This is a genomic window from Arenimonas sp., from assembly GCF_041919775.1.
Taxonomy (GTDB): Bacteria; Pseudomonadota; Gammaproteobacteria; order Xanthomonadales; family Xanthomonadaceae; genus Arenimonas.
Map to the genome: position 1 here is coordinate 59,069 of NZ_JAYRTE010000004.1, position 26,725 is coordinate 85,793.

The 26,725-nt window shown below is 69.3% G+C and carries 26 protein-coding genes and 6 tRNA genes; 6 read left to right on the forward strand and 26 right to left on the reverse strand.

The window, feature by feature from the left end:
- Position 1: 1 nt before the first annotated feature.
- The 8 genes from ACE3TE_RS03905 to ACE3TE_RS03940 form a co-directional block, all read right to left on the reverse strand.
- On the reverse strand, positions 2-271 hold the full coding sequence (locus tag ACE3TE_RS03905) for an acyl carrier protein (RefSeq protein WP_374602372.1): 270 nt from the start codon (positions 269-271) through the stop codon (positions 2-4).
- A 32-nt stretch (positions 272-303) separates the two neighbouring features.
- Entirely contained in the window at positions 304-564 is a 261-nt protein-coding gene (locus ACE3TE_RS03910) for a phosphopantetheine-binding protein (protein WP_374602373.1), read from the reverse strand.
- A complete protein-coding gene (locus ACE3TE_RS03915) occupies positions 545-1,330 on the reverse strand; it encodes a lysophospholipid acyltransferase family protein (protein WP_374602375.1) in 786 nt (261 codons plus the stop codon). The genes ACE3TE_RS03910 and ACE3TE_RS03915 overlap by 20 nt, the downstream gene beginning before the upstream one ends.
- The gene (locus ACE3TE_RS03920) at positions 1,323-2,057 is read right to left on the reverse strand and encodes a beta-ketoacyl synthase chain length factor (RefSeq protein WP_374602377.1); all 735 of its coding nucleotides are present in this window, start codon (positions 2,055-2,057) and stop codon (positions 1,323-1,325) included. Before ACE3TE_RS03920 ends, ACE3TE_RS03915 begins: the two co-directional genes overlap by 8 nt.
- A 96-nt stretch (positions 2,058-2,153) precedes the next feature.
- Positions 2,154-2,229 (reverse strand) — tRNA-Glu (locus tag ACE3TE_RS03925).
- 21 nt (positions 2,230-2,250) lie between these two features.
- A tRNA-Ala gene (locus ACE3TE_RS03930) sits at positions 2,251-2,326 on the reverse strand.
- 43 nt (positions 2,327-2,369) lie between these two features.
- Complete coding sequence (locus tag ACE3TE_RS03935) at positions 2,370-2,870, reverse strand: DUF1249 domain-containing protein (RefSeq protein ID WP_374602379.1); 501 nt, start codon at positions 2,868-2,870, stop codon at positions 2,370-2,372.
- Between the two features lie 50 nt (positions 2,871-2,920).
- Positions 2,921-3,742, reverse strand: coding sequence for a pyruvate, water dikinase regulatory protein (locus ACE3TE_RS03940; protein WP_374602381.1), 822 nt, complete (start codon positions 3,740-3,742; stop codon positions 2,921-2,923).
- A gap of 84 nt (positions 3,743-3,826) precedes the next feature.
- Here ACE3TE_RS03940 and ppsA point away from each other — a divergent pair, with 84 nt between their 5' ends.
- Complete coding sequence (ppsA, locus tag ACE3TE_RS03945) at positions 3,827-6,199, forward strand: phosphoenolpyruvate synthase (protein ID WP_374602383.1); 2,373 nt, start codon at positions 3,827-3,829, stop codon at positions 6,197-6,199.
- Positions 6,199-7,191 (forward strand): mechanosensitive ion channel family protein, encoded by a 993-nt coding sequence (locus ACE3TE_RS03950; RefSeq protein ID WP_374602385.1) that lies wholly within the window; start codon positions 6,199-6,201, stop codon positions 7,189-7,191. Before ppsA ends, ACE3TE_RS03950 begins: the two co-directional genes overlap by 1 nt.
- A gap of 7 nt (positions 7,192-7,198) precedes the next feature.
- Here ACE3TE_RS03950 and orn read toward each other — a convergent pair whose 3' ends face one another.
- Entirely contained in the window at positions 7,199-7,780 is a 582-nt protein-coding gene (orn, locus tag ACE3TE_RS03955; RefSeq protein WP_374602387.1) for an oligoribonuclease, read from the reverse strand.
- 67 nt (positions 7,781-7,847) lie between these two features.
- Here orn and ACE3TE_RS03960 point away from each other — a divergent pair, with 67 nt between their 5' ends.
- Positions 7,848-8,312, forward strand: a complete 465-nt coding sequence (locus ACE3TE_RS03960) for a DUF2721 domain-containing protein (protein ID WP_374602389.1) — start codon at positions 7,848-7,850, stop codon at positions 8,310-8,312.
- Here the strand turns inward: ACE3TE_RS03960 and tadA are convergent, their stop codons facing one another.
- The 8 genes from tadA to folD are packed head-to-tail and all read right to left on the reverse strand — an operon-like array spanning position 8,313 to position 16,414.
- The gene (tadA, locus tag ACE3TE_RS03965; RefSeq protein ID WP_374602391.1) at positions 8,313-8,795 is read right to left on the reverse strand and encodes a tRNA adenosine(34) deaminase TadA; all 483 of its coding nucleotides are present in this window, start codon (positions 8,793-8,795) and stop codon (positions 8,313-8,315) included. It abuts the gene before it with no gap.
- A complete protein-coding gene (gene guaA, locus ACE3TE_RS03970) occupies positions 8,792-10,360 on the reverse strand; it encodes a glutamine-hydrolyzing GMP synthase (protein ID WP_374602392.1) in 1,569 nt (522 codons plus the stop codon). Before guaA ends, tadA begins: the two co-directional genes overlap by 4 nt.
- 8 nt (positions 10,361-10,368) lie before the next feature.
- The gene (gene guaB / locus ACE3TE_RS03975; protein ID WP_374602394.1) at positions 10,369-11,826 is read right to left on the reverse strand and encodes an IMP dehydrogenase; all 1,458 of its coding nucleotides are present in this window, start codon (positions 11,824-11,826) and stop codon (positions 10,369-10,371) included.
- Positions 11,827-11,867: 41 nt separating this feature from the next.
- Positions 11,868-13,148: a TRAP transporter large permease gene (locus ACE3TE_RS03980; protein ID WP_374602396.1), complete on the reverse strand. Its 1,281-nt coding sequence runs from the start codon at positions 13,146-13,148 to the stop codon at positions 11,868-11,870.
- Positions 13,145-13,630, reverse strand: a complete 486-nt coding sequence (locus tag ACE3TE_RS03985; RefSeq protein ID WP_374602398.1) for a TRAP transporter small permease — start codon at positions 13,628-13,630, stop codon at positions 13,145-13,147. Before ACE3TE_RS03985 ends, ACE3TE_RS03980 begins: the two co-directional genes overlap by 4 nt.
- 3 nt (positions 13,631-13,633) lie before the next feature.
- A complete protein-coding gene (gene dctP / locus ACE3TE_RS03990) occupies positions 13,634-14,620 on the reverse strand; it encodes a TRAP transporter substrate-binding protein DctP (protein WP_374602400.1) in 987 nt (328 codons plus the stop codon).
- Between the two features lie 13 nt (positions 14,621-14,633).
- Positions 14,634-15,521, reverse strand: a complete 888-nt coding sequence (locus ACE3TE_RS03995; protein ID WP_374602402.1) for a TRAP transporter TatT component family protein — start codon at positions 15,519-15,521, stop codon at positions 14,634-14,636.
- A gap of 17 nt (positions 15,522-15,538) precedes the next feature.
- Complete coding sequence (gene folD / locus ACE3TE_RS04000) at positions 15,539-16,414, reverse strand: bifunctional methylenetetrahydrofolate dehydrogenase/methenyltetrahydrofolate cyclohydrolase FolD (protein ID WP_374602403.1); 876 nt, start codon at positions 16,412-16,414, stop codon at positions 15,539-15,541.
- A gap of 37 nt (positions 16,415-16,451) precedes the next feature.
- Here folD and ACE3TE_RS04005 point away from each other — a divergent pair, with 37 nt between their 5' ends.
- Positions 16,452-16,745, forward strand: a complete 294-nt coding sequence (locus tag ACE3TE_RS04005; RefSeq protein WP_374602405.1) for a DUF1244 domain-containing protein — start codon at positions 16,452-16,454, stop codon at positions 16,743-16,745.
- 63 nt (positions 16,746-16,808) lie between these two features.
- Here ACE3TE_RS04005 and ACE3TE_RS04010 read toward each other — a convergent pair whose 3' ends face one another.
- The gene (locus ACE3TE_RS04010; protein ID WP_374602407.1) at positions 16,809-17,141 is read right to left on the reverse strand and encodes a hypothetical protein; all 333 of its coding nucleotides are present in this window, start codon (positions 17,139-17,141) and stop codon (positions 16,809-16,811) included.
- A 144-nt stretch (positions 17,142-17,285) separates the two neighbouring features.
- Here ACE3TE_RS04010 and ACE3TE_RS04015 point away from each other — a divergent pair, with 144 nt between their 5' ends.
- Positions 17,286-18,143 (forward strand): hypothetical protein, encoded by an 858-nt coding sequence (locus tag ACE3TE_RS04015; protein WP_374602409.1) that lies wholly within the window; start codon positions 17,286-17,288, stop codon positions 18,141-18,143.
- Positions 18,127-20,634 carry a cation-translocating P-type ATPase gene (locus tag ACE3TE_RS04020; protein ID WP_374602411.1) on the forward strand — a complete coding sequence of 836 codons (2,508 nt, stop codon included), beginning with the start codon at positions 18,127-18,129 and terminating at the stop codon, positions 20,632-20,634. Before ACE3TE_RS04015 ends, ACE3TE_RS04020 begins: the two co-directional genes overlap by 17 nt.
- A 38-nt stretch (positions 20,635-20,672) precedes the next feature.
- Here ACE3TE_RS04020 and ACE3TE_RS04025 read toward each other — a convergent pair.
- The 8 genes from ACE3TE_RS04025 to ACE3TE_RS04060 all read right to left on the reverse strand — a co-directional run bounded on the left by ACE3TE_RS04025 (position 20,673) and on the right by ACE3TE_RS04060 (position 26,714).
- Positions 20,673-20,748, reverse strand: a tRNA-Val gene (locus ACE3TE_RS04025).
- Positions 20,749-20,804: 56 nt separating this feature from the next.
- Positions 20,805-22,433 carry an FMN-binding glutamate synthase family protein gene (locus ACE3TE_RS04030; RefSeq protein WP_374602413.1) on the reverse strand — a complete coding sequence of 543 codons (1,629 nt, stop codon included), beginning with the start codon at positions 22,431-22,433 and terminating at the stop codon, positions 20,805-20,807.
- 21 nt (positions 22,434-22,454) lie between these two features.
- Positions 22,455-22,541, reverse strand: a tRNA-Leu gene (locus ACE3TE_RS04035).
- A gap of 54 nt (positions 22,542-22,595) precedes the next feature.
- Positions 22,596-22,669 (reverse strand) — tRNA-Cys (locus ACE3TE_RS04040).
- A gap of 80 nt (positions 22,670-22,749) precedes the next feature.
- A tRNA-Gly gene (locus ACE3TE_RS04045) sits at positions 22,750-22,825 on the reverse strand.
- 53 nt (positions 22,826-22,878) lie between these two features.
- Positions 22,879-23,439, reverse strand: coding sequence for a CDP-diacylglycerol--glycerol-3-phosphate 3-phosphatidyltransferase (pgsA, locus tag ACE3TE_RS04050; protein ID WP_374602415.1), 561 nt, complete (start codon positions 23,437-23,439; stop codon positions 22,879-22,881).
- A gap of 27 nt (positions 23,440-23,466) precedes the next feature.
- Positions 23,467-25,299 carry an excinuclease ABC subunit UvrC gene (uvrC, locus tag ACE3TE_RS04055; RefSeq protein WP_374602417.1) on the reverse strand — a complete coding sequence of 611 codons (1,833 nt, stop codon included), beginning with the start codon at positions 25,297-25,299 and terminating at the stop codon, positions 23,467-23,469.
- Complete coding sequence (locus tag ACE3TE_RS04060) at positions 25,296-26,714, reverse strand: redoxin family protein (RefSeq protein WP_374602419.1); 1,419 nt, start codon at positions 26,712-26,714, stop codon at positions 25,296-25,298. Before ACE3TE_RS04060 ends, uvrC begins: the two co-directional genes overlap by 4 nt.
- Between the last annotated feature and the right edge of the window lie 11 nt (positions 26,715-26,725).

Sequence of the window (26,725 nt, forward strand, 5' to 3'; positions counted from 1 at the left end):
GTCAGCCAGCCGCGGCGGAACCGTCGCCGGCCTGCATCATCGCGTGCAGCGCATCGACGACATCCTGCACGGTGCGCACCGAGCGGAAGGCTTCGGGCTTGAGGTTTCCGCCCAGCAGAGGCTTGAGCTGCACGATCAGGTCGACCGCATCGATGCTGTCGATGTCGAGATCCTCGCCCAGGCGCGAGGCCGGGGTGACCCGGGCCGGATCGATGTCGAAGGTGTCGTGCAGGATGCCGACGATGCGTTGGAAGAGCTGGTCCTTGGTCATTTTCCTGGAACTCGTACTGCGGCCCGCGGGCCTTACTGCGTCCGGTTCGCGGCGACGAAGGCGCAGAGCGCGTCGACGCTGGCGAAATGCTGGCGGGTTTCGGCCGAATCGGCCGCGAGGGTCACGCCGTAGCGCTTTTGCAGGGCCAGGCCCAGTTCCAGCGCGTCGATCGAATCCAGGCCCAGGCCTTCGTTGAACAGCGGCGCCGAGGCGTCGATGTCGTCCGGGCCGATGTCCTCGAGGGACAGGGTGGCGATGATCAGTTCCTTGATTTCAGTTTGCAGCGCCGACACGCGACAGCTCCGTCTTGAAGAAGTGGTCCAGGGATTGGGTCAGGTGCCGGGCCGCGAGGGCCTCGGACACGGCCTCGTCCAGGAAGGGAGCCACCGGGAAGTCCGGCAAGACCTCGATCCTGACGTGAAACCGCCGTGAAGGCACACGATACCATTTCTCACCCTTGCCCAAGGTGCGTGGCCGGCAGGTCACCAGCACCGGCGTGACGTCGATCCGGCCGCGGACGGCGATGTTCGCGGCGCCCCGCTGCAGCGGCCCCAGGACCTCGCCACGCGGGGTCCGGGTGCCTTCGGGGAAGATCACCAGATTGCGTCCCGAGCGCACGGTGCGGATGCAGTCCTCGACCAGCCCGGCGCCACTGTCGTTGCAGATGTAGCCGGTGGCCCTGACCGGGCCGCGCGTGACGGGATTGCCGAGCAGGCGCGACTTGACCACGCAGTCTGCCTGCGGGATCAGCGACACCAGGAACACGACGTCGATCAGGGTCGGGTGGTTGGCCAGCACCAGCAGGCCGCGACGATCGAGCCGCTCCAGCCCGTGCAGTTCGTAGCTGAGCACGCCCAGCCGGTGCATCAGCCCCACGTGGCCGGCGAAGCTGAGGCGGATCAGCGCCCGCGCGAATCGGCCCTGGCGCTGCGGGTCGCGCACCAGCAGCCGCAGCAGCGGAAACACCAGCAGGCCCAGCAGCAACCCGCCCAGCCCGAAGGCCGCGAAGGAAACCGCGGTGCCCAGGACGCGCCAGGCGTGGTTGAAACGCTCAGGCATCGCGGGTCCAGCGGCGCCCGGACACCGGGGCGGCCAGTTCCGGGTCCGTGGACAGCAGCCAGCGCATCACGTCCAGGCCGTGTGGCAGCAGCGGGACCGAAGCCGGTGCCGGCCTGCCCTGCCCGGCCGGCGCCAGCGCCAGCGCGGATTCATCCGCGGCCGGCCGCCGCAGGCGCCAGGCCCAGGCGTAAGGCGCCTCGGGTTCGTCGCGATAGCAGGCGTAGTCCGGCGGCGTGAGGTCGTCGCAGTGAACGACCAGGACCGAGGTTTCGCCGTCGGCGAGCAGGCCCAGGGCTTCGGTGACGGCGGCTTCCGGCGACTCGATGCCGCCGGCGGTCGCCAGGTAGTTGCCGGTCAGGCCGCGCGCGATCGAATACTGGGCAATCACGGCGTTGTGCGTGGACAGGCCGAAATGCGTGGGCGAAAGCGCTTCGCCGCCAGCCAGCCCGCGCAGCATCTGGAAGGTTCGGGTGATGTCGCCGTGCCGCGATGAAAACACCACCGGCACCGACGGCTCCGGCTCCGGCTGCAGCTGCCACGCCACCTGCAGGGCCATGCGTCCGAGCTTTTCCAGGCGCCGGCGCTGCATCGCCGGCATTTCGGAAAGCGGCGGCACCTGGTCGCCGTCCGGCAGGTGCGGCTTGCTGGCCCAGCAGAGCCACTGCCCGCGGCTTTCCAGCCCCGGTGCGAACGCGGACCAGTCCGAAACCACGAATCGGTTGTGCATGCGCTGACGCTCCCCGGCGTACTCCACGGCACATCCTCGCCGCAGCGGAGGCAAAGAAAAAGCCCGGCCGGAGCCGGGCTTTTCAACGACGCTAGATGGCGTCCCCACGGGGATTCGAACCCCGGTCGCTACCGTGAAAGGGTAATGTCCTAGGCCTCTAGACGATGGGGACAGCGTTCTCTAACTAAATCGGTGGTGGAGCTAATCGGGATCGAACCGATGACCTCTACAATGCCATTGTAGCGCTCTCCCAGCTGAGCTATAGCCCCACCGAAGGAAGAAGCGGAAGTTTAGACATGAGCCGCGGGTCCGTCAAGCGCATGCCGCGTTTTTTTTCTCCGCGGCACTCGGATCCGCATCGGACAGGGAGTGTGGGCCATGCCCCTGCCCTTCAAGATAGTCCAGCCACTTGTTGAGGAAACCGTTCATCCTCAGGCGATGGCCGACCATGGCCTGCACGCTCGGGCGAAGGCCCAGCACGTCCTGCCAGTGGCGCCCGACATAACAGTGAGTGGCCTCGGCCTGCCGGGCGTCGCGATACAGGCGCACGTAGGCGGACGGATCCGGCTGGCCGGTGCGGGCGTCGATCATCGCGTAGCTCAGCCGCAGCTCGACCGTGTACGCATGCTGAGCCAGCACCTCCACGTGCAGGTCCAGCCCGTCGGGCACGCGAGAGAGGTAACTGCCCTGGGCCAGGACCTGGGGCTGGAACATGCGGGTGAGCCGGGTGAAATTCTCGCCGTACAGGCCCATCAGCCACTCGAAGCGGCCCATGCGCGGCAGGTTCCTGGCAAATGGCGCGGCGGCAGGCATGGCCGGATGCTAGCACGCGGCCCGGAAGCGGAAAGTCGCCGGAACCGGGCTCAGAACATGTGCCGGTGGATGCCCAGGTTGGCCAGCACCTTGCCCGCGATTTCCTCGATCGAGGTGTGGGTGGTGCTCAGGACCGGAATGTTTTCCTGGCGGAACAGCGCCTCGGCCGCGACCACTTCCGAGCGGCAGGTGGCCAGGGTGGCGTAGCGGGAATTGGGCCGGCGCTCCTCGCGGATCTGCGACAGGCGTTCGGGGTCGATCGTCAGCCCGAACAGCTTGCGCCGGTGGGCGCGCAGGCGCCTGGGCAACTCGCGCCCTTCCAGGTCCTCGACGGTCAGCGGGTAGTTGGCCGCCTTCACGCCGTAATGCAGCGCCATGTACAGGCAGGTCGGGGTTTTGCCCGAGCGCGAGACGCCGACCAGGATCACATCGGCGTCGTCGTAGTGCACGTCCATGCCGTCGTCGTGGGTCAGCGCGTAGTTGGTGGCGTTGATGCGCTGCTCGTAGGCGGCGAAGTCCACCAGGCCGTGGGCGTGACCGACGCGCGGATGCCGCTTCTGCTGCAGCTCCTGCTCCAGCGGGCTGATGAACGGCGCGAACACGTCCAGCATCAGCGCCCCGCTTTCGGCCAGCAGGGAATTCAGGTCGGGGTCGACGACGGTGTTCACCACCACCGGACGCAGCCCGGTTTCCACGCCGGCCGCCCGGATCTCGGCGACGGCCGCGTCGGCCTTCTCGACGCTGTCCACGAAAGCGATGCGACGGGTGGCGAACTCGGTGCCGCTGAACTGGGTCAGCAGGCTGTGGCCGATGGTTTCGGCCGTGATGCCCGTGCCGTCGGAGACGTAAAAAACCGGCCGTACCCCTTCCATGCCCTGCTTTCCCCTGAGAATTCAAGCTTGTATGGCGTGCGCTCGGGTCGCATCATACGCAGCTTCGAGCGATTGGAGACACCCTTGAACGCCGACGTCCTTTGGCTGCACGAACTCCGCCTGTCCGACCTGGCCCAGGTCGGCGGCAAGAACTCCTCGCTCGGCGAGATGATCGGCCACCTGGCCGGACTGGGGGTCTCGGTGCCGGGTGGTTTCGCCACCACCGCCGACGCCTTCCGGCGTTTCATCGCCCACAACGATCTCAGCCAGCGCATCTTCGACCGGCTGGCGACGCTCGACGTCGAGGACGTCGACGCGCTCGTCGCCGCCGGCGCTGAAATCCGCGGCTGGGTCATCGACGCCCCGCTGCAGCCCGAGCTCGACCAGGCCATCCGCGACGGCTACCGCCGCATGTGCGGGGAAGCCGGCGCCAGCGACATCGCCGTCGCCGTGCGTTCCTCGGCCACCGCCGAGGACCTGCCCGACGCCAGCTTCGCCGGCCAGCAGGAAACCTTCCTCAACGTCACCGGCGAAGACGACGTGGTGCGCAAGGTGAAGGAAGTCTTCGCCAGCCTCTACAACGACCGCGCCATTGCCTACCGCGTGCACCACGGTTTCAAGCACGAGGACGTGTTCCTCAGCGCCGGCGTGCAGCTGATGGTGCGCTCGGACATTGGCGCCTCGGGTGTGCTGTTCACGCTCGACACCGAATCGGGTTTCCGTGACGTCGTTTTCGTCACCTCCAGCTTCGGCCTGGGTGAAATGGTCGTGCAGGGCGCGGTCAACCCGGACGAGTTCTACGTCTACAAACCCACGCTGGAGCAGGGCAAGCCGGCGGTGCTTCGTCGCACCCTGGGCAGCAAGCAGCTGCGCATGGTTTATTCCGACGCTCCGGGCGAGCGCGTGCGCACCGAGCCGACGCCGGCCGAACTCCAGCGCCAGTTCTCGATCAGCGACGCCGACGTCGAGGAGCTGTCCCGCCAGGCCCTGGTCATCGAAAAGCACTACGGCCGCCCGATGGACATCGAGTGGGCCAAGGACGGCAACACCGGCAAGCTCTACGTCGTGCAGGCGCGCCCGGAAACGGTGAAGTCGCGCGCCCACGCCACCCAGATCGAGCGTTTCCACCTCGACAAGCGCGGTGAGGTGCTGTCCGAAGGCCGCGCCATCGGCCACAAGATCGGCGCCGGCACCGCGCGCATCGTGCGCAGCCTGGCCGAGATGAGCAAGTTCCAGCCCGGCGACGTGCTGGTCGCCGACATGACCGACCCCGACTGGGAGCCGATCATGAAGCGCGCCGCCGCCATCGTCACCAACCGCGGTGGCCGCACCTGCCACGCCGCGATCATCGCCCGCGAGCTGGGCGTGCCGGCGGTCGTCGGCACCGGCGACGCGATGACGTCGATTCCCGACGGCGCCGAAGTCACCGTCAGCTGCGCCGAGGGCGATACCGGCTACATCTATGACGGCAAGCTGGGCTTCGAGGTCACCACCACGGACCTGGGCAACATGCCGCCGGCGCCGCTGAAGATCATGATGAACGTCGGCAATCCCGAGCGCGCCTTCGACTTCGCCCAGCTACCCAACCAGGGCATCGGCCTGGCCCGCCTGGAGTTCATCATCGCCCGCCAGATCGGCGTGCATCCGCGTGCCCTGCTCGAATACGCGAAGCAGCCCGCCGACCTGAAGAAGCAGATCGACCAGATCACCGCCGGCTACGCCGATCCGGTGTCCTTCTACGTCGAGCGCCTGGCCGAGGGCATCGCCACGTTGACGGCGGCGTTCGCGCCCAATGCCGTCATCGTGCGGCTGTCGGACTTCAAGTCCAACGAATACGCCAACCTCGTCGGCGGCAAGCAGTACGAGCCGCACGAGGAAAACCCGATGATCGGTTTCCGCGGCGCCTCGCGCTACGTGCACCCGGAGTTCCGCGAGTGTTTCGCGCTCGAATGCCAGGCCGTGCGCAAGGTCCGCGATGAAATGGGCCTGACCAACTGCTGGATCATGATCCCCTTCGTGCGCACGCTGGCCGAAGGCCGCGCTGTCATCGAAACGCTGGAGGCCAACGGCCTCAAGCGCGGCGAGAACGGCCTGAAGGTCATCATGATGTGCGAGCTGCCATCGAACGCGCTGCTGGCCGACGAATTCCTGGAGATGTTCGACGGTTTCTCGATCGGTTCGAACGACCTCACGCAGCTTACACTTGGCCTTGACCGCGACTCGGGTATCGTTGCCCATCTGTTCGACGAGCGCGACGCCGCCGTCAAGAAGCTGCTGGCCATGGCGATCTCCACCGCGAAGGCCAAGGGCAAATACATCGGTATCTGCGGCCAGGGGCCGTCCGACCACCCCGACCTGGCCGACTGGTTGATGCAGCAGGGCATCGAGTCCGTGTCGCTCAACCCCGATACCGTCATCGACACCTGGCTGCGACTGGCCAAACTCAAGGCGAATTGATGACCCAAGCGAACCCGACACCCAACAATCCAGCACCCGCCGACGTCGCCGACAAGGCTCAGCAGGCGGCGGAATCGGCCACTGAAGCCGCCAACGCGGCGGAGCGTGCCGCCGGCCGGATCGACGGTCTCGAGGCTCAGCTTGCCGAGCTGCTGAACATGCCGCCCTGGGCCGCCAGGCTGATGCTGGCGGTGGCGGTCGGCCTGATCGGCTGGTTCCTGATCAAGCTGCTCACCAAGGGCGCGGACCGGGTGATGGTCCGCTCGGGCATGGAGCAGATCCTGCGCGACTTCCTGGGCAACATCATCAAGGTCGTCGGCCTGGTAGTGGTGTTGGTGGCGGTGCTCGACGCCGTCGGCGTGCCCACCACCTCGCTGCTGGCGGTGCTCGGCGCCGCGGGCCTGGCGGTCGGCCTGGCGCTGAAGGATTCACTGTCGAACATCGCCGCCGGCGTGATGCTGATCGTGCTGCGTCCGTTCCGCGCGGGCGACGCCGTCGAGGCCGCCGGCCAGCAGGGCGTGGTCGAACGCGTGGGCATCTTCCAGACCGTCCTGCGCGCCTACCAGAACCACGACATCGTGCTGCCCAACAGCGAGATCACCACCGCGCCGATCATCAATTTCACGGCCCGTGGCGAACGCCGCATCGACCTGGCGGTCGGCATCGGTTACGGCGACGACGTGCGCAAGGCGCGCGAAGCCCTGCTCGGCCTCGCCCGCGGGCACGACAAAGTGCTCGAGGATCCGGCGCCCGAGGTCCTGGTCACGGGGCTGGGTGAATCAAGCGTCGACCTGGTGCTGCGCGCCTGGACGAAGACCGCCGATTACATCGCCACCGGCAGCGACCTGAAGGAAGCCGTGCACCGCAACTTCGGCGAGATCGGCATCACCATCCCGTTCCCGCAGCGCGACCTGCACATCTACCACCACGGCGCCGACGGCCAGGTGCTGGACCTGCCCAAGGCGGCCTACGAGGCCGTCGCGAAGGACTGACGGCTGCTTAGCCTCCGCCGGGGTTGGCCAGTTCCGCCAGCCCGCCCAGCCGGCCCATGTGCCGGCGGTAGTGCGCCAGTTCCTTCACCGATTCACGGATGTCGGATAGCGCCGTGTGCGCGCCGACCTTCTGCACGCCCGCGAGCACGTCCGGCGACCAGCGTCGCGAGAGTTCCTTGAGCGTGGAGACGTCGAGGTTGCGGTAATGGAAGTAGCGCTCCAGCCGCGGCATGTGGCGCACGAGGAAACGCCGGTCCTGGCAGATCGAGTTGCCGCAGATCGGCGACTTGCCGGCCGGCACCCACTCAGCGAGGAACGCGACCGTCAGCGCCTCGGCCTGGGCCATCGTCACCTGGCTGTCGAGCACGCGCTGCCACAGGCCGGAACGGGTGTGGGTGCCGCGGTTCCATTCGTCCATGGCCTCGAGCCGCTCCAGCGGGTGCCGGATGGCCAGCTCCGGGCCTTCGGCCAGGATGTTGAGCTCGCTGTCGGTGACCAGGGTGGCGATCTCGATCACCGAGTCGGTGTCCGGGTCCAGGCCGGTCATTTCCAGGTCGATCCAGACCAGGTTGTTGGGATTGGCGGGCATGCGGCTGGCGGGCTTGGTGGCGGAGCCGGCATCATACCCCGCTCCCCCCACGCTCCCAGGCCCGCCCATGTTTCCCATGGAGAACCTCGACCACTACCGCATCCTCGGCTCGATGCTGGCCCCTGCCCTGCTGATGGCGGCGACCGGCTCGCTGCTGATATCGGCCAACAACCGGCTTGCGCGCGTGGTGGACCGGCTGCGGGCCCTGCTGGGCCAGTGGGAGAACACCGCGGGCGAACACCGGCCGGTGCTGGAAGTGCAGATCCGCCGCCACCGGGCCCGCGCCACGCACGTGATGCGCGCCTGCGTGATGCTTTACGTCTCGCTGGGCTGCTTCGTCGGCACCAGCCTGGCGCTGGCCGTGGATGCCTTCAGCGGCTTCCGGCTGGGCCTGGCGCCGACGGTGCTGGCGATCGCCGGGGTGCTGAGCATGCTGGCCGCCAGCCAGTTCATGGGCCTGGAGGTGGTGATGGCGGTGCGCAACTTCGACGCCGAACTGGACATCGAGATGTCCCGGCGCGGCGGCGGCTGATCAGAGCCCGGGCCTGGCCCGCTTGCGCCGGAAATAGTCGGTCAGCCGCTGCCCGGCCTGCTCGCCGAGCAGCCCACCCTCGGCCTGCAGCCGGTGGTTGTGCCGCGAGTCGGTCAGCAGGTTGAACACGCTGCCGGCCGCGCCGGTCTTGGGATCCTTCGCGCCGTACACCACCCGCGCCAGCCTGGCGTGCACCATCGCCATCGCGCACATCGCGCAGGGCTCGAGCGTGACGTACAGCGTGCAGCCGATAAGCCGGTGGTTGCCCAGCACCTGGCCGGCGCGGCGCATGGCCACGATCTCGGCGTGTGCGGTCGGGTCGTTGTCGGCGATGTTGCGGTTCCAGCCTTCGGCGACCAGGGCGCCGTCGGGCCCGACCAGCACGGCGCCGACCGGCACCTCACCTTCGGCCTCGGCCCTGCCGGCCAGGGCCAGGGCCTGCTGCATCCAGACTTCGTCCTGCGGGGAAAACGCGTGTTTCATTCCCACTCGATGGTCGCGGGCGGCTTGCCGCTGATGTCATAAACAACGCGAGAAATATCCCGTATCTCATTGATAATACGGCGAGAAACGGTATCTAGGAACTCGTAGGGCAGGTGCGCCCAGTGCGCCGTCATGAAGTCCACGGTTTCCACGGCGCGCAGCGCGATCACCCACTCGTAGGCGCGGGCATCACCCACGACGCCCACCGACTTGACCGGCAGGAACACCGCGAAAGCCTGGCTGGTCTTGTCGTACCAGTCCCACTTGCGCAGCTCTTCGATGAAGATCGCATCGGCCCGGGCCAGCAGCTCGGCGTATTCGCGCTTCACTTCGCCCAGGATGCGCACGCCCAGGCCGGGGCCCGGGAACGGATGCCGGTAAACCATCTCGCGCGGCAGGCCGAGTTCGACGCCGATGCGGCGCACCTCGTCCTTGAACAGCTCGCGCAGCGGTTCCACCAGGCCCAGCTTCATGTGCTCGGGCAGGCCGCCGACGTTGTGGTGGCTCTTGATGACGTGGGCCTTGCCGGTCTTGGAACCGGCGGACTCGATGACGTCGGGGTAGATCGTGCCCTGGGCCAGCCAGCGCACGTCGTCGAGCTTGCCGGCCTCTTCGTCGAAGATCTCGATGAACAGGCGGCCGATGATCTTGCGCTTGGCCTCCGGGTCGGAGACGCCTTCGAGGGCAGTGAAGTAGCGGTCCGCGGCGTTGACGCGGATGACCTTCACGCCCATATGCTCGGCGAACATCGCCATCACCTGGTCGCCTTCCTGCCAGCGCAGCAGGCCGGTGTCGACGAACACGCAGGTCAGCTTGTCGCCGATCGCCTTGTGCAGCAGCGCCGCGACCACCGAGGAATCGACGCCGCCGGACAGGCCCAGCAGCACCGTGCCCTCGCCCACCTGCTCGCGCACGCGCTGGATCTGGTCTTCGATGATGTTGGCCGCGGTCCACAGCGTGCGGCAGCCGCAGATGTCCACGGCGAAGCGGCGCAGCATCTGCTGGCCGGACTTGGTGTGGGTGACCTCCGGATGGAACTGCACGCCGTACCAGCGCCGCTGGTTGTCGGCCATCGCGATGATCGGCACCGATTCGGTGCGGCCCACGACCTCGAAGCCCGGCGGCACCTGGGTGACGCGGTCGCCGTGGCTCATCCACACGTCCAGCCGCGGCGGGCTGCCGGCGTGGTCCTTGAGATCGTCGAACAGGTCGCAGGGCGCCGTCACTTCGACCTCGGCGTAGCCGAACTCGCGGTGGTGGCCGGCCTCGACCTTGCCGCCGTGCTGCGCGGCCAGGGTCTGCATGCCGTAGCAGATGCCCAGGATCGGCACGCCGGCGTCGAAGACTTCCTGCGGCGCGCGCGGCGAGCCGGCTTCGGTGGTCGATTCCGGGCCACCCGAGAGGATGATGCCGCGCGCACCGTAGGCGGCGATCTCGGCCGGATCGTGGTCCCAGGCCCAGATCTCGCAATAAACGCCGAGTTCGCGGACGCGACGGGCGATGAGCTGGGTGTACTGCGCCCCGAAATCGAGGATCAGGATCTTGTCGCTATGGATGTCGGTCATGGGTGGCGTCAGCCCATCCGGTAGTTGGGCGGCTCTTTGGTGATCGTCACGTCGTGCACGTGCGCCTCGCGGGTGCCGGCATTGGTGACGCGGACGAACTTGGGCCTGGTGCGCATTTCTTCGATCGTCGCGCAGCCAACGTAACCCATCGACGAGCGCAGGCCACCGGCCAGCTGGTGCACGATGTTGCGCACCGGGCCGCGGTAGGGCACGCGGCCTTCGATGCCTTCGGGCACCAGCTTGTCGGCGTCGGACGCGTCCTGGAAGTAGCGGTCCTTGCTGCCCATCTCCATCGCGCCCAGCGAGCCCATGCCGCGGTAGCTCTTGTAGCTGCGGCCCTGGAACAGCTCGACCTCGCCCGGCGCCTCTTCGGTGCCGGCGAACAGGCCGCCGATCATGATGACGCTGGCGCCGGCCACCAGGGCCTTGGCGATGTCGCCGGAGAAGCGGATGCCGCCATCGGCGATCAGCGGGATGCGGCCCTTGAGCGCATCGGCGACCATGCCCACGGCGGTGATCTGCGGCACGCCGACGCCGGCGACGATGCGGGTGGTGCAGATCGAACCCGGGCCCACGCCGACCTTCACCGCGTCGGCGCCGGCGTCCATCAGCGCCAGCGCGGCGTCGCCGGTGACGATGTTGCCGCCGATCACCTGCAGCTTGGGGTAGGTCTTCTTGACCCAGGCCACGCGTTCGATCACGCCCTGGCTGTGGCCATGGGCGGTGTCCACCACCACCACGTCGACGCCGGCGGCGACCAGCGCCTCGATGCGCGCTTCGGTGTCGCCGCCCACGCCGACCGCGGCGCCGGCTAGCAGCTGCTCGTCGGCGTCCTTGGCGGCGTAGGGGTTGTCGCGGGCCTTCTGGATGTCCTTGACGGTGATCAGCCCGCGCAGCGCGAACTGGTCGTCGACCACCAGCACCTTCTCGATGCGGTGGCGGTGCATCAGCTCGAGCACTTCGTCGTCGCTGGCGCCTTCGTGCACCGTGACCAGCTTTTCCTTCTTGGTCATGATGTGGCGCACGGGATCGTCGAGCTTTTTCTCGAAGCGCATGTCGCGGCTGGTCACCAGGCCGACCAGGCGACCGCCGTCGACCACCGGCACGCCGGAGATGTTGCGGGCGCGGGTGAGCTTGATCACTTCGCCGATGGTCGTTTCCGGCCCGACGGTGAAGGGCTCGCGGATCACGCCGGCTTCGAAGTTCTTCACCTGCAGCACGTGCGCGGCCTGCTGCTGCACGGACATGTTCTTGTGCAGGATGCCGATTCCGCCGAGCTGGGCCATGGCGATGGCCAGGCGCGCTTCGGTGACGGTGTCCATCGCGGCCGAGATGATCGGCAGGTTCAGCCGGATGCCGCGCGTGAGCTGCGTGGCGAGGCTGACGTCCTTGGGAAGGACCGCGGAGTGGGCGGGAACGAGGGAGACGTCGTCAAACGTCAGCGCTTCGGCCTGGATGCGCAGCATGGAGCGGCTCCGGGGAGAGTGAAGCGCGGCATTATAGCCGGTTATAGGAGCGCCAGGCTCAGCGCCGGCCACCAGGTCAGCAGCGCCACCGCCAGCCCCAGCACCAGGAAGAAAGGCCAGCAGGCCCGCACCAGGGTGCCGATCGGCTTGCCGAAGCGGTAGGCGGCGATGAACAGGTTCATGCCCACCGGCGGCGTGAAGTAGCCCAGCTGCAGGTTGGCCAGCATCACGATGCCCAGGTGCACCGGATGGATGCCGAAGGCCGCTGCCACCGGGATCAGCAGCGGCGTCAGGATGACGATGGCCGAGAAGATGTCGAGCAGCATGCCCACGGCCAGCAGGAACAGGTTCAGCAGACCCAGGAACACCCAGGGGCTGTCCACGTGCTCGCTGAGCCACTCGAACAGCCGCGTCGGCACCTGCTGGTCGACCAGCCAGTTAGAAAGTGCCAGCGCCGCGGCCAGGATCATCAGGATGGCGCCCACGAGACGCATTGATTCAGCCATGACACCGGGCAGCTTCGACCAGGTAATTTCCTTTTTGATACAGACAATTACGACAAATACATAAAGTGCTGTCACAGCCGCGGTCTCGCTGGCCGCCAAGGCACCGGTGTAGATCGCGCCGAGCACGATCACCGGCAACGGCAGTTCCCAGGCACAGTCCTTCAGCGCGGCGCGCAGCTCCCGGCCGTCGAAACCATGGCGGGCGCGCTCAATGCCCCGCCCGGCCCACATCGCGTGCACCGAGAGCATGGCGATCATCAGCAGGCCCGGCAGCAGGCCGGCCAGGAACAGGTCGGGAATGGTCACCGGGGTCGGCCCGCCCACCTGCCCCGCCACGAAGCCATAGACGATCAGCGGCAGCGAGGGCGCGAACAGCAGGCCCAGGCTGCCGGCCGAGGTGACCAGGCCCAGGCTGTAGCGTTCCGAATAGCCGGCCTCGCGCAGCGCCGGGTACAGCAGCGCGCCCAGCGCGACGATGGTGACGCCCGAAGCGCCGGTGAAGGCGGTGAACATGGCGCAGGCGACGATGGCGACGATCGCGAGCCCGCCCGGCAGCCAGCCCAGCAGTGCATTGGACAATCGCACCAGGCGTCGCGGCGCCCCGCTCTCGCCCAGCAGGTAACCGGCCAGCGTGAACAGCGGGATCGCCACCAGCCCCGGCAGGTCGCCGAGGCGGTAAACCTCCACGGCCACGATCACCAGGTCGTAGCCGGCCAGGTGGAAACCCAGCAGCGCCACGGCCAGGATCACCGCGAACAGCGGCATGCCCAGCGCCGCCAGCAGTGCCACCACCAGCAGGCCCAGGCCGAGGCTCACGGCTCCATGTCCCCGGGTTCCGGCGGCGTGGCGGCGGTGGCCAGCGCGAAGCGCACGGCCATCAGCCCGAAGCCGGCCGGCAGCGCCAGCATCGGCACCCAGCTGGGCACGCCGGCGATGAAGGGCATCGGCGCTTCCCGTTCAAGCTGCACCAGGCCCCAGCCCAGCCAGGCCATGCCGGCGCAGAGCACGGCCGTCGCCGCCTGCGCGACTGCCCAGGCCACCCGCCGCGCCGCAGGCGGCAGCACGCGGGGCAGCGCGTCGATGGCGATGTGGCGATGGCCGCGGGTCGCCCCCAGCGCGCCCAGCAGGGCGAGCCAGAGCACGCCGGCGCGCCCGGCCGGTTCCGCCCAGGCCAGGCCGGTGTCGAGGAACAGGCGCAGCCCGATTTGCGCCAGCGACAGGAGCAGCAGCGAGGCCAGCAGTGCCGCCAGCAGCACGTCCTCGGCCCGGTGCAGGCGCCGGAGCCAGCGACCGGCCATGCCTCAGGGCGTCCCGTCCGCGGCCAGCGCCTTGCGTACGGCCGACATCACGCCGGAGGACAGTTCACCCTTCGCTTCCATGTCGGCGATGACCTTCGCGCCGGCGGCGCGCCAGCGCGCGGCTTCCTCCGGGGCCAGCGTCGTCAGGGTCAGGCCCTGCTTCTTCAGTGCCTCGAGCGCGGCCAGGTTGTCGCGCCGCACGGTGGCGTCCATGCGCGCCGCGGCCTCGCCGAAAGCTTTCGCGAACACCTGCTGGTCGGCCGGCGACATCCGCTTCCAGGCCTTTTCATCCAGCACCAGGTAACCGACCACGAAGCTCAGCGGCAGGTCGACGATGTGTTTGAGCTTGCCGTGCCACTGCAGCGCGATGGCGCCGCTGGGCGTGTTGGCGACGGTATCGACCATGCCGGTCTGCAGGCTGGTGAAGACGTCGCCGATCGGCAGCGGGATCGGGCTGAGGCCGGCGGCTTCGAAGGTGCGGATCGCGATGACGTCGTTCTGCGGCACCCACAGCTTGATGCCGGCCACGTCGGCGCGGCTGCGCAGCGGGCGATCGCCCATCAGGTAGGCGAAGCCCACGCCGGAAACACCGAGCATGCGCAGGCCGCGTTCCTCGAAGCCCTTCGCCAGCAGCGGGTCCACCGCGTCGCGCACGCGCTGCACGTCGTCCCAGTCCTTGAACAGGAAAGGCAGGCTGTAGGCCGGTGCGTCCGGATAAACCATCGACAGCTCGCTGGCCGTAAGCACCCCGCCCTGCAGCTGGCCCAGGCGCATCTTGCGAAGCACCACCGCGTCGTTGCCCATCACGCCGCCCGGGTAGAACTTCACCTGCACGCGCCCGTCGGTGCCCTTGCCCACCTGGTCGGCGGCGGTGCGCAGTTCGCGCATCCAGGCCGACCCTTCGGGCGCCAGGGTCGCGATCTTTATCGCCTGCGCGCCGGCGGGCAGCGACAGGACAAGCAGCAGGCACATCAACAGCGGGCGCAGCATGGCGTTTCCCCGGTCAGAAAAATTCGCGGCCGCTGGCCACCAGCGCCTTTGCGCGCTCCTGGGCCAGCACGTTCATCAGGGTGAAGCCCGGCTCGGCCGGATCGGCGGCCAGCACCTCGTCCAGCAGCCGGTCGTGCAGCGGCTGGTCGTACACCAGCCGGGCATAGGTTTCCGCCATCAGCACCTTGGCGTAGAGGTTGCGGTCGCCGGACTGCGCGATGGCGGCTTCGAAGTGCTGGCGGCCCAGCTCGGGGCGTCCTCCGACCGACTCGGGCCGCAGCGAGTGCAGCACACCGAGGTAGACCCGGGCCATGCCGCGGTCGTGCCCGGGGTCCAGCTTTGCCACCCGCTCCAGCAGGGCCTGGACCTTCGGCAGGTCGGCGATGGCGGACCAGTCGTCGCTGTGGGCCTGCAGGTAACCGGCCCAGGCCGCGCCCAGGGCGTACAGGTCGGCGATGTCGCGGGCAGGCGCGTCGGCGACCTGCGCCTCGAAGGCATCGACCGGCCCGGGCATCGCCTCGCACAGGCCAGGATTGCGCAGGCAGGTGCCGCGCCGGGCGTAATCGAGGGCCTTGGCCGACAGGCGTCGGGCCCGCACCGCGTCGTCACCGGTGAAGCTGCCGGCATAGGCGCCATTGAGACCGGCGGCGGCAAACAGCAGCGGCGCGTTGGCTTTCTTCCCCGGCGTCTGGCCCTGCACCAGCGCATCCACCAGCAGCAGGTAGGCCGGCAGGCCGTCACGGACGGTGGCGGGGTCGTTGCTGTTGTAGACGGCGTCGCCGAGCTGGTCGGCGAAACCCTCGCCTGCGCGTCCGGCGATTGCTGCGCAGCCGGCCAGCAGGCACAGCAGCAGAGCGGCGACCAGGCGAATCACATGCTTCGGGCGCTTCGGAACGGTCATTGGCCCAGTGTGCCGGCTCAGCGTGACGATTGCGCGGGGTCGAGCGCGGCGGCGGCTTCGAGCGTGTTCTGCATCAGCGTGGCTACCGTCATCGGTCCGACCCCGCCGGGCACCGGCGTAATCCAGGAGGCGCGTTCGGCCGCCGCCGCGAAACCGACGTCGCCGACCAGGCGGCCGTCCTCGAGCCGGTTGATGCCGACGTCGATCACCACGGCGCCGGGTTTGACCCATTCGCCCGGCACGATGTCCGGCCGGCCGACCGCGACGACCAGGATGTCGGCCTCGCCGACATGGCGGCGCAGCACGTCCTTGGGCGTGAACTTGTGGCAGCTGGTGGTGGTGCAGCCGGCGATCAGCAGTTCCAGCGCCATCGGCCGGCCGACGTGGTTGCTGACGCCGACGATGGTGGCGCTGCGGCCGCGCACGGGCTGGTCGGTGTAGGCCAGCAGCGTGGTGATGCCGCGCGGCGTGCACGGGCGCAGGCCGAACTGGCGCAGCGCCAGGTGGCCGACGTTTTCCGGGTGGAAGCCGTCCACGTCCTTGCGCGGGTCGATGCGGTGGATCAGCCAGTTGGCGTCGCGGTTTCCGGGCAGCGGCAGCTGCACCAGGATGCCGTGGATGGCCGGATCGGCGTTGAGACGGTCAATCAGGGCGGCCAGTTCGGCGTCGGAAGTATCGGCCGGCAGGTCGTAATCGACGGCGCGGATGCCCACCTTCTTGGCGGCCCGGCGCTTGTTGCGCACGTAAACCGCCGAGGCCGGGTCGGCGCCCACCAGCACCACGGCCAGCCCGGGCGCAGCCTTGCCCGCGGCGAGGCGGGCCTTCACGCGCTGCGCGAGGTCGTCCAGGAGGGTGTCGGCAATGCCCTTGCCGTCGAGGATGCGGGCGCTCATGGCAGGATTATCCCCGAACCACACCCGGTACCGCCACATGAACGACAGCACCGCCATCGAGGCCGCGGCCTTCCGCCGCCTGCTCGCCCACCTGCGCGAACGCAGCGAGGTGCAGAACATCGACCTGATGATCCTCGCCGGCTTCTGCCGGAACTGCCTGGCCGACTGGCTGCGCGATGCCGCCGAGGCATCGGGCGTTCCGATGGACCGCGAACAGGCCCGCGAACAGGTTTATGGCATGCCCTTCGCCGAATGGAAAACCCGTTACCAGCGCGATGCGACGCCCGAACAGCTCGCCGCCTTCGAAGCCAGCCGCAAGCCCCGCGGATAAAAAAACGCCCCGGCGCAAGGCCGGGGCGTTGAAGTCCCACTGACGGGATAGAGAGAGACGGTGTCAGGCGCGCTTGCGGCGGCTGCGCGGCGCGGCGGCGCGCGGGGCGCGGCGGGCGCGGACCGGCTTGCCGGTGATGAAGCGCGATTCGAACTCGGCCTGCGCGCGTTCGGCGAAGGCTTCGGCCTGGGTGCGCAGGCGGGCGACCTGGCGGCCGGCTTCGTTGGCGGCGGCTTCGGCGCGGTCGCGCAGCTGGTCGGCATTGGCAGCGGCGGCGTCGATGGAACGACGGGCCTGCTTGCGCGCGAGCACGGCGGCACCGAGGCCGGCCAGCAGCAGGTTGCGCGGGGTGATTTCGATGGGGGCCTTGCGGCGACGGGGGGTCGGACGGCTCATGGCTTGCCTCGCTGTCGGGGGGCGAAAGGCCCCGTATCGGCGGCCAGACTGCGCCCGGTGCCCAGAGCTTTCACACTAGTCACGGCGGCTTGCGGACGGCCGTGGCTCGGGTGATGCTGGCTGCATCCCTTTCGGAGCACCTGCATGGCTGCCAAGAAGTCCGCCTGGACCCGGTTTCCCCACCCCGACAAGGCCTTTGACTACGCCGGCGAGAAGCTGAAAAAAGCCTGGCCGACCCTGCACGCCGGCGACGCCGAGCCCTTCCCCGACGACAAGCGCGCGGCGGCGCTGGCCAAGGCCGCAGGCAAGGCTGCGCCCAAGGGCATGGACGCCGACGCGCTGGCCGGGGCTCTGCAGGACGCCTGGCGCGATTTCCACCGCGGCGATTTCCAGCAGGCCTTCGAGGCCGGCTCCGCGCTGGGTCCGGTGGGTGCGTCGGTGGCCTGCAAGGCGCTGGCGATCCACGCCTCCTACCTGGTGGACGACGAGGACGAGCAGCTCAAACGCTACGAACAGGCCGGCAAGCTGGCCGAAGCCGCCATCGCCGCCCTGCCCGGCGAAGCCAACAGCCACTACCGCTTTGCGCATGCGATGGGCCGCTACAGCCAGGGCATCTCGATCGCCAAGGCGCTGAAGATGGGCCTGGCCGGCAAGGTGCGCAAGGCGCTGGACGAGGCGCTGGAACTGGCGCCCAAGCACGCCGAGGCGCATACGGCGATGGCGCTCTACCACGGCGAGATCATCGACAAGGTCGGCGCCCTGGTCGGCGGCCTCACCTACGGCGCGAAGGCCGCCGTCGCGGAAAGGCACATGGCCACCGCGCTCAAGCTGACCCCGGCCTCGCCGATCGCCCACGTCGAGCACGCGCACCTGCTGTTGCTGCTGCACGGCGACAAGAAGGAAGACCAGGCCGCCGCTGCGTTCGAGAAGGCCGGCAAGCTCAAGCCCCGCGACGCGATGGAGGCCCTGGACGCCGGCTTCGCCCGTGACCAGCTCGAATAACCCACGCGGACTCGAACCCGAAGACGCCGCGCGTCGCCTGGCCGAACACGGCCGCAATGAACTGCCGCCGCCGCCGCGACGTGGCCTGGGCCGCATCGCCGCCCAGGTGATGACCGAACCGATGTTCCTGCTGCTGGCGCTGGCCGCCGCGGCCTACCTCGTGCTGGGCGAACCGGCCGAAGGTGCGCTTCTCGGCGGCTTCGCGGTGGTCACGATCGGCCTGGTGGTGGTGCAGGAACGGCGCAGCGAACGGGCGCTCGAAGCCCTGCGTGCGCTGGGCGCGCCGGTCGCGGTGGTCATCCGCGGCGGCGTCGCCCAGCGGCTGCCGGCGGGCGAGGTCGTGCCCGGTGACCTGCTGGTGGTCGAGGAAGGCGCCCGGGTTCCGGCTGATGCGCGCCTGCAGTCGGCGCGTTCGCTGGCGGTGGACGAATCCCTGCTCACCGGCGAAAGCCTGCCGGTGGAAAAAAACGCCGGCGCCGACGGCGAGATCGGTGAAGTATTTGCCGGCACCCTGGTGGTCGCCGGCAACGGCCTGGCGACCGTCACCCGCACCGGGGTCGCCACCCGCAGCGGCCAGATCGGCCAGGCGCTGGGCGACATCCACATTGAGTCCACCCGCCTGCAGCGCAACACGGCGCGGCTGGTGCGCCTGTTCGGGCTGCTGGCGCTGGCGGTCAGCCTCTCGCTGCTGCTGTTCCATGGCTTGATGCGCGGCGAATGGGTGCAGGGCCTGCTGTCGTCGATCGCGCTGGCGATGGCGATGCTGCCCGAGGAATTCCCGCTGGCGCTGGCGGTGTTCTTCGCGCTGGGCGCCTGGCGTTTGGCCCGCGTCGGCGTGCTGGTGCGCCGCGCCGCGGTGGTGGAAACCCTGGGCGCGGCGACGGTGCTGTGCGTGGACAAGACCGGCACCCTGACCGAAAACCGCATGCGCGTGGCCTGGCTGTCCGATGGCCGCAGCGAGGCCCGGCTGGCCGCGGATGCGGCGGTACCCGCGGCGCTGGCACCCGTCCTGGAAGCGGCGACGCTGGCCAGCCGGACGCACTCGATGGACCCGATGGACCGCGCACTACAGGCGCTGGCAGGCGAAGGCCTGGTCCAGGCGGAAGTCGGTCATTTCCCGGTGGCGCCGGAACTGCCGGCGATGAGCGTGGCGCACGGTCTCGCCGGCGGCGGCCTGCGGGTGGCCACCAAGGGTGCGCCCGAGGCCGTGGCGCGCCTGTGCCGATTGGACCCGACGGAGCTGGCTGCGGTGCTGGAGACAGCCGCCGCCGCGGCGGCGCGCGGACTGCGCGTTTTGGGCGTTGCGGAGTCGAGGCTTGAAACCACCCTGCCCGCCAGCCACGGCGACTTGAAGCCGCGCTGGCTTGGTTTGGTCGGCTTCGAGGACCCGCTGCGCCCGAGCGTGCCCGATGCCGTCGCCGAGGCCCGCGCGGCCGGCATCCGGGTGGTGATGCTGACCGGCGACTTCGCGCCGACCGCCCGCGCCATCGCCCGCCAGGCCGGCCTCCAGGCGCCCGACCACGTGCACCTGGGATCCGAGCTCGACGCCATGGACGACGCCGCGTTCTCCGAAGCGGCGGCCGGCGAAGGCGTGTTCGCCCGCGTGCGTCCGGAGCAGAAACTCCGGCTCGTGCAGGCGCTCAAGGCCCGCGGCGACGTCGTCGCGATGACCGGCGACGGCGTCAACGACGCCCCGGCCCTGAAGGCTGCGCACATCGGCATCGCCATGGGCCAGCGCGGCACCGACGTCGCCCGCGAGGCGGCGCCGCTGGTGCTGGTGCAGGAAGACTTCGGCCTGATCGTCGACGCCGTGCGCCAGGGCCGGCGCATCTTCGACAACCTGCGCAAGGTGATGCTCTACATCGTGGCCGTGCACGTGCCCATCGCCGGCCTGGCGGTGCTGCCACTGCTGATGGGCTTCCCGCCGTTGCTGCTGCCCGCGCACGTGGTGCTGGTGGAAATGGTGATCGACCCGATGTGTTCGGTCGCCTTCGAGGGCCAGCCCGGCGAACCCGACCTGATGCAGCAGCCGCCGCGGCCGCTGTCCGAGCCGCTGGTCGGTGGCGCCCAGCTCGCGTTGGCGGCGGGCCTGGGCGTGGTGCTGCTTTCGCTTTGCATGGCCGCCTACCTGCTGGCGCGCGCCGAAGGCGTGGGCGACGACGTCGCTCGCACGCTGGCCATGCTGGCGCTGACGGTCGGCAACCTGGCCCTGGTGGCCAGCCTGGCGCGGCGCGGCCGCGCGTGGGTGCGCGGCAACGGGCGTGCCTATGCGGTCATCACCGTGGGCGCCGCGGCCATCATCGGCGCCTGCGTCGGCGTGCCGGCCCTGCGCGAGTTGTTCGATTTCGGCGTGCCCAGCCCGGGCCAGGCCCTGCAGGCGATGGCCCTGGGGCTGGTCGGAGGCCTGGCACTGGAGCTGCTCAAGCCGTTACCGGCGGTGCAGCGCATCCTCGGCCGCCAGGGGCCTGCCCCGGCCCGGTCGCGGGCATGAAAAAAGGCCCGGCAGTGCCGGGCCTTTTCTCGGAACCTTGGTGGGCGGTACAGGACTTGAACCTGTGACCCTTGCCGTGTGAAAGCAATGCTCTACCAACTGAGCTAACCGCCCGAAGAGCCGCGAATCTTACCCAAGGGCCACCGACCGGTCAAGGCGGCGGGCCGGGCTCAGCGCTGCTTGCTGGCCATCATCCGGGCCGCTTCCGGCGGCGGCGCGAAGCTGTCGGGGCGCGCCCGGTCCCAGAACACCTCGAAGACCGCATGGTCCGGAATGCCCTCCAGCAGCCGGCCCTGGGCCACGAACCGGTGCAGCGTGGCCAGCGAACGCACTTCGGTGGACGAGACCCGGCGCACGATGTGTTCCGGACCCAGCTGCGAGGGGTGCGTAAGGCCGGCCGCGGCCAGCAGCTCCTTCAGCGCGACCACGGTGTTGCGGTGGAAGTTGTACACGCGCGTGGCCTTGTCCACCGGATCCAGCGCCGCCTGCCGGCTGGGGTCCTGGGTGGCGATGCCGGTCGGGCAGCGGTCGGTGTGGCAGCTCTGCGACTGGATGCAGCCGAGCGAAAACATGAAACCCCGCGCCGCGTTGCACCAGTCCGCGCCCAGGGCCAGGGTGCGGGCGATGTCGAAGGCGGTGACGATCTTGCCGGCCGCGGCCACCCGCACGCGCGAGCGCAGGTCCAGCCCGACCAGGGTGTTGTGCACCAGCATCAGCGCCTCGCGCATCGGCGCACCGACGTGGTCGATGAACTCCATCGGCGCCGCGCCGGTGCCGCCCTCGCCGCCGTCGACCACGACGAAGTCCGGGGTGATGCCGGTCTCGCGCATCGCCTTGGCGATGGCGAACCATTCCCAGGGGTGCCCGACCGCCAGCTTGAAGCCGGTCGGCTTGCCGCCCGAGAGCTCGCGCAGTTCCTGGATGAATTCAAGCAGCCCGATCGGCGTCGAGAAGGCGCTGTGCGCCGGCGGCGAATGGCATTCGACACCCACCGGGACGCCGCGCGCCTCGGCGATCTCGGGGCTGACCTTGGCCGCCGGCAGGATGCCGCCCTGCCCCGGCTTCGCCCCCTGGCTGAGCTTGAGCTCGATCATCTTCACCTGCGGGTCGGTGGCGTTGGCACGGAAGCGTTCCCGGTCGAAGCGCCCTGCTTCGTCGCGGCAGCCGAAATACCCGGAGCCGATTTCCCAGACCAGGTCGCCGCCGTGTTCGCGGTGGTAGCGCGAAATCGAACCCTCGCCGGTGTCGTGGTAGAAACCACCGCGTTTTGCCCCGGCATTGAGCGCCCGGATGGCATTGCCCGACAGCGAGCCGAAGCTCATCGCCGAGATGTTGAATACGCTGGCCTGGTAAGGCTGCGCGCGGTCCTCGCCGACCGCGATGCGGAAGTCATGCGACTCGATGCGCGCCGGCTGCATCGAGTGGTTGATCCATTCGTAGTCGTCGCCGTAGACGTCGCGCATGGTGCCGAAGGGCCGGGTGTCGGTGACCGCCTTGGCGCGCTGGTAGACGATGGCGCGCTGCAGCCGCGAGAACGGTGCCTCGTGCGTGTCCGATTCGATGAAGTACTGCCGGATCTCCGGGCCGATCGATTCAAGGCCGTAGCGGAAGTGCGCCGTCAGCGGGTAGTTGCGGCGCAGGGTGTGCTTGCGCTGCAGCAGGTCCCACAGGCCCACCAGCGACAGGCTGCCGAAGGCGACCACACCCCAGGCCGCCATCGGCACGTACAGGGCGGCGACGCTGGCCAGCACGGTGAGCAACAGGCAGCTGGCGAAGGGCCAGTAGCGATTGGGCAGCATCGGCATCTCCGCGACGTCAGGTGGTGCCCGGGGTGGGGGTCGAACCCACATGGCCTTGCGGCCGGGGGATTTTAAGTCCCATGCGTCTACCAGTTTCGCCACCCGGGCATCGGGGAATGGTGCCACAAAGAAAAAGCCCCGCCGGAGCGGGGCTTGAATGCTTGGAGGCCGAGGTCGGAATTGAACCGGCGTACGCGGATTTGCAGTCCGCTGCATAACCACTCTGCCACCCGGCCGGGAAGCGAAACCGGGGCCAAGCTTAGCGCGGCGGACCCGGAAAAAACAAAACCCCGGCGAACGGGGTTTTGTCTGGAACTGGAGCGGGAAACGAGACTCGAACTCGCGACCCCGACCTTGGCAAGGTCGTGCTCTACCAACTGAGCTATTCCCGCAAGAGACGCGTATTTTGGGGATCGGCCGGGTCCCTGTCAATACCTTTTTCGCTTCAACCCTTCTTGCGCATCGTCGGCCAGGCGGCATGCAGGTAGTCCCAGCCCGACCACAGGGTCAGCGCCGCGGCCACCGCCAGCAGCCATTCCCCGATGCGGAAGACCGGCAGGCCCAGCAGGTCTTCCTGGAACAGCAGGCAGCTGATGGCCGTCATCTGCACGATGGTCTTGATCTTGCCCAGCGCGGCCACCTTGACCAGGCCATGCGCGCCCATCTGCGCCATCCACTCGCGCAGCGCCGAGATGGTGATTTCGCGGCCGATGATCACCGCCGCGAGCATCGCCATGAACGGCGTCGGGTAGCGTTCGACCACCAGCAGCAGCGCGAAGGCGACCGTCAGCTTGTCGGCCACCGGGTCGAGGAAGGCGCCGAAGGCCGAATACATGCCGTAGCGACGCGCGATCCAGCCATCGGCCCAGTCCGTGGCCGCCCCCAGGATGAACACCGCCGCGGCGGCGATGTTGGTCCAGCCATAGGGCAGGTAGAACACGACCACCAGCACCGGGATCAGCAGGATCCGGAAGATGGTGAGCATGGTCGGGATGGTCAGGGTCATCGTTTCGCCGGGGGTTCGATCGCGCGATTATGGCTCAAGTCCGTGCAAGGCATCGTAGATGCGCTGCGCCAGCGCGGCGCTGACGCCTTCGGCCCGCGCGATTTCCTCGACGCCGGCCTCGCGCAGTCCGGCCAGGCCGCCGAAGTGCTTGAGCAGCGCGGCGCGGCGGCGCGGGCCGATGCCCGGGATGTCCTCGAGCCGGCTGGTTTCGCGCGTCTTCTGGCGCTTGCCGCGGTGGCCGGTGATCGCGAAACGGTGCGCCTCGTCGCGCACCTGCTGCACCAGCTGCAGGCCCGGCGAGGCCGCGCCGGGGCGGATTTCCCGGCCGTCGGGGAAAACCAGCGCCTCGTGCCCTGCCCGTCTCGCCTCGCCCTTGGCGACGCCGACCATGGCCACCCCGGTGACGCCCAGGGCTTCGAGCACCGAGCGCGCCTGCGCCAGCTGGCCGGCGCCGCCGTCGATCAGCAGAAGGTCCGGCAGCACGCCGTCTTCCATGCCGCGGCGGAAGCGCCGTTCCAGGGCCTGGTGCATGGCCGCGTAATCGTCGCCCGGCTCGATGCCGCTGATGTTGTAGCGGCGGTACTGCCCGCGCACCGGGCCCTCGGCATCGAACACCACGCAGGAAGCGACGGTGGCCTCGCCCATGGTGTGGCTGATGTCGAAACATTCGATGCGCGCCGGCGCCTGCTCCAGGCCCAGCAATTCCTGCAGCGAAGCCAGCCGGGCCCGCTGGCTGGCGCTGCTGGCCAGCTCGGTGCCCAGGGCCAGGGCGGCGTTCTGGCGGGCGATGTCGAGGTAACGCGCGCGTTCACCGCGCACCGAGGACTTGATCTCGACCTTGCGGCCGGCCTGGCTGGCCAGCACCTCCTGCAGCAGCGCCTGGTCGGCGATGCCGTGGCTGAGCACGATTTCGCGCGGGGGACGGTGTTCAAGGTAATGCTGGGTGACGAAGGCGCCCAGCACTTCTTCGCAGGACTCGGCGCCGTTGGCCTTGGGGAAGAAGCTGCGCGTGCCCTGGTTGAAGCCGTTGCGGAAGGCCATCAGCAGCACGCAGGCCTGGCCGCGCTCGAGCACGCAGGCCAGCACGTCCATCTCGACCTGCTCACCCTCGACGTACTGGCGCGCCTGGATGCGGCGGATCGCCGCGATCTGGTCGCGCAGCGCCGCGGCCTGTTCGAATTCAAGGCGCGCACTGGCGGCTTCCATGGCCTGGCCCAGTTCGTCCACCAGTTCGGTGCTGCGGCCTTCGAGGAAAAGCGCCGCGCGGCGAACCGTGGCGTCGTATTCGCGGGTGGGCACCAGGCCGACGCAGGGCGCGCTGCAGCGGCCGATCTGGTGCTGCAGGCAGGGCCGGCTGCGGTTGCGGAAGACGCTGTCCTCGCAGCTGCGCAGCTTGAACAATTTGAACATCAGGTCCAGGGTTTCGCGCACCGCGCCCGAACTGGTGAAGGGCCCGAAATAGCGCCCCGGCACCGACCGCGGGCCGCGCTGGTAGGCCAGGCGCGGCCAGGTCTCGTCGGTGAGCACGATGTGCGGGTAGCTCTTGTCGTCGCGCAGCAGCACGTTGTAGCGCGGCCGCAGCGACTTGATCAGCTGGTTTTCGAGGATCAGCGCCTCGCTCTCGGTGCGCGTCACCGTGACTTCGATGCCGGCGATCTGCGCGACCATCAGCGCGATGCGCCGCGAGGGCTGTTCCTTCAGGAAGTAGCTGGCGACCCGCTTCCTGAGCGAGGCCGCCTTGCCCACGTAAAGCACCGAGCCATCCGCGGCCAGCATGCGGTAGACGCCCGGGGCCGGCGTGAGCTGGCGCACGAAGGCCTTGCCGTCGAAATCCCCGGCTTGCGCCGGCCCGTCGGTCATTCGCCGATCGGCAGCCGGCCGAGCTTGCCGGTGCCCAGGTCGTAGCGCAGCACTTCGTGTGCGCCGGAATTGGCGATCCACAGCGAGCCCGGGCCGGTGGCCAGCGCCGCGGGCTGTTCCAGCGCCTGCGGCAGCGCGTGGGTGCTGACGTCGCCGCCGCCCAGGCGCAGCCGGCGCAGGCTGCCGTTGTAGGCGTCGGCGATCCAGAGCACCGGGCTGGCCGGGTCGAGCGCAATCGCCAGCGGGTACTGTAGCCGCGCCTCGCGCCGCTGGCCGTCCTGGTTGCCGAATTCGTACAGCCCCTGCCCCACCAGGGTCTGCACCTGGCCCTGGGTGAGCTGCAGCGAACGAATGGCCGAACTGGCGGCGTCGGCGACGTAAAGCGTCTGCTGCACCTGGGCCAGCGAGGCCGGGTGCGCGAACATCGCGCTGCGGGCGGGGCCGTCGGCGATGCCCAGTTCACCCGAGCCGGCGGTCAGCTTCAGCCGGGCCTGGCCGAGTTCGAACTCCCAGACCTGGTTGCTGCCGGCCATCGCGATGTAGATGCGTTCGAGGTTGCCGACCACGTCCCAGGGCTGGTTCAGCGGCAGCTCCGAGGCCTTGCCGCTGCCCTCGCGCGGGATGCCCGGACGGCCGTCGCCGGCCAGGGTCTCGACCACCCCGTCCAGCAGCCGGATCCGGCGCAGGGCGTGGTTGCCGGTGTCGGCCACGTACAGCGACTCGCGCACCAGGCACAGTCCGCGCGGATAGCGGAACGCGGCATCCTCCGGGGCGCCGTCGACGAAATCACCGTGGCCGGTGCCGAACTCGCGCAGCACCCGGCCCGAATGCGTGCACTCGAGGATGCGGTGGTGGCCGGTGTCGGCCACGTACAGGTGGTTTTCGCCGACGGCCAGTCCCGAGGGGAAGGCCAGCGGCAGCCGCGGTTCGGCGCCCAGCCGGCGCGGCGGGTCCGCCGCCAGCACGGCGCCGCCGACTTCGCCGACCAGCGCCTGGATCGTTGCTTCCAGGCGCCCGGCCTGGTCGTCGCCGGTGAACAGGTCGCGCAGCCGCCCCCGGGTGTCGACCAGGGCCACGGAAGGCCAGGACTGGACGCCGTAATGCTGCCAGGTGCTCCAGCCGCGGTCGTTGGCCACCGGGAACGGCAGGCCCAGGCGGTTGGCGGCCTTGAGCACCAGGCGACCGTCGAGCTCGGCCTCGAAGCGCGGCAGGTGGATGCCGACCAGGGACAGGCCCAGCGGGAACTTCGCCTGCAGCCGCTGCAGTTCACCCAGCAGGGTGTGGCAGTAGGGCGAGGCGGCGTTCCAGAAGACCAGCGCCAGCACGCGGCCGCGATGCGCTTCGATGCGCTGCGGGTCGGCATTGAGCCACTGCAGTTGGGCGGGCAGTTCCGGGGCGGCGTGGGCGGCGGTCATGGTCGCTGTGT

Coding starts and splice junctions, on each gene's coding strand:
- ACE3TE_RS03905 (WP_374602372.1), bottom strand. CDS start 271: ATGACCAAGGACCAGCTCTTCCAACGCATCGTCGGCATCCTGCACGAC.
- ACE3TE_RS03915 (WP_374602375.1), bottom strand. CDS start 1,330: ATGCCTGAGCGTTTCAACCACGCCTGGCGCGTCCTGGGCACCGCGGTT.
- ACE3TE_RS03920 (WP_374602377.1), bottom strand. CDS start 2,057: ATGCACAACCGATTCGTGGTTTCGGACTGGTCCGCGTTCGCACCGGGG.
- ACE3TE_RS03935 (WP_374602379.1), bottom strand. CDS start 2,870: ATGCCTGCCGCCGCGCCATTTGCCAGGAACCTGCCGCGCATGGGCCGC.
- ACE3TE_RS03940 (WP_374602381.1), bottom strand. CDS start 3,742: ATGGAAGGGGTACGGCCGGTTTTTTACGTCTCCGACGGCACGGGCATC.
- ACE3TE_RS03950 (WP_374602385.1), top strand. CDS start 6,199: ATGACCCAAGCGAACCCGACACCCAACAATCCAGCACCCGCCGACGTC.
- orn (WP_374602387.1), bottom strand. CDS start 7,780: ATGCCCGCCAATCCCAACAACCTGGTCTGGATCGACCTGGAAATGACC.
- ACE3TE_RS03960 (WP_374602389.1), top strand. CDS start 7,848: ATGTTTCCCATGGAGAACCTCGACCACTACCGCATCCTCGGCTCGATG.
- tadA (WP_374602391.1), bottom strand. CDS start 8,795: ATGAAACACGCGTTTTCCCCGCAGGACGAAGTCTGGATGCAGCAGGCC.
- guaA (WP_374602392.1), bottom strand. CDS start 10,360: ATGACCGACATCCATAGCGACAAGATCCTGATCCTCGATTTCGGGGCG.
- guaB (WP_374602394.1), bottom strand. CDS start 11,826: ATGCTGCGCATCCAGGCCGAAGCGCTGACGTTTGACGACGTCTCCCTC.
- ACE3TE_RS03985 (WP_374602398.1), bottom strand. CDS start 13,630: ATGGCCGGTCGCTGGCTCCGGCGCCTGCACCGGGCCGAGGACGTGCTG.
- dctP (WP_374602400.1), bottom strand. CDS start 14,620: ATGCTGCGCCCGCTGTTGATGTGCCTGCTGCTTGTCCTGTCGCTGCCC.
- ACE3TE_RS03995 (WP_374602402.1), bottom strand. CDS start 15,521: ATGACCGTTCCGAAGCGCCCGAAGCATGTGATTCGCCTGGTCGCCGCT.
- folD (WP_374602403.1), bottom strand. CDS start 16,414: ATGAGCGCCCGCATCCTCGACGGCAAGGGCATTGCCGACACCCTCCTG.
- ACE3TE_RS04005 (WP_374602405.1), top strand. CDS start 16,452: ATGAACGACAGCACCGCCATCGAGGCCGCGGCCTTCCGCCGCCTGCTC.
- ACE3TE_RS04010 (WP_374602407.1), bottom strand. CDS start 17,141: ATGAGCCGTCCGACCCCCCGTCGCCGCAAGGCCCCCATCGAAATCACC.
- ACE3TE_RS04015 (WP_374602409.1), top strand. CDS start 17,286: ATGGCTGCCAAGAAGTCCGCCTGGACCCGGTTTCCCCACCCCGACAAG.
- ACE3TE_RS04030 (WP_374602413.1), bottom strand. CDS start 22,433: ATGCTGCCCAATCGCTACTGGCCCTTCGCCAGCTGCCTGTTGCTCACC.
- pgsA (WP_374602415.1), bottom strand. CDS start 23,439: ATGACCCTGACCATCCCGACCATGCTCACCATCTTCCGGATCCTGCTG.
- uvrC (WP_374602417.1), bottom strand. CDS start 25,299: ATGACCGACGGGCCGGCGCAAGCCGGGGATTTCGACGGCAAGGCCTTC.
- ACE3TE_RS04060 (WP_374602419.1), bottom strand. CDS start 26,714: ATGACCGCCGCCCACGCCGCCCCGGAACTGCCCGCCCAACTGCAGTGG.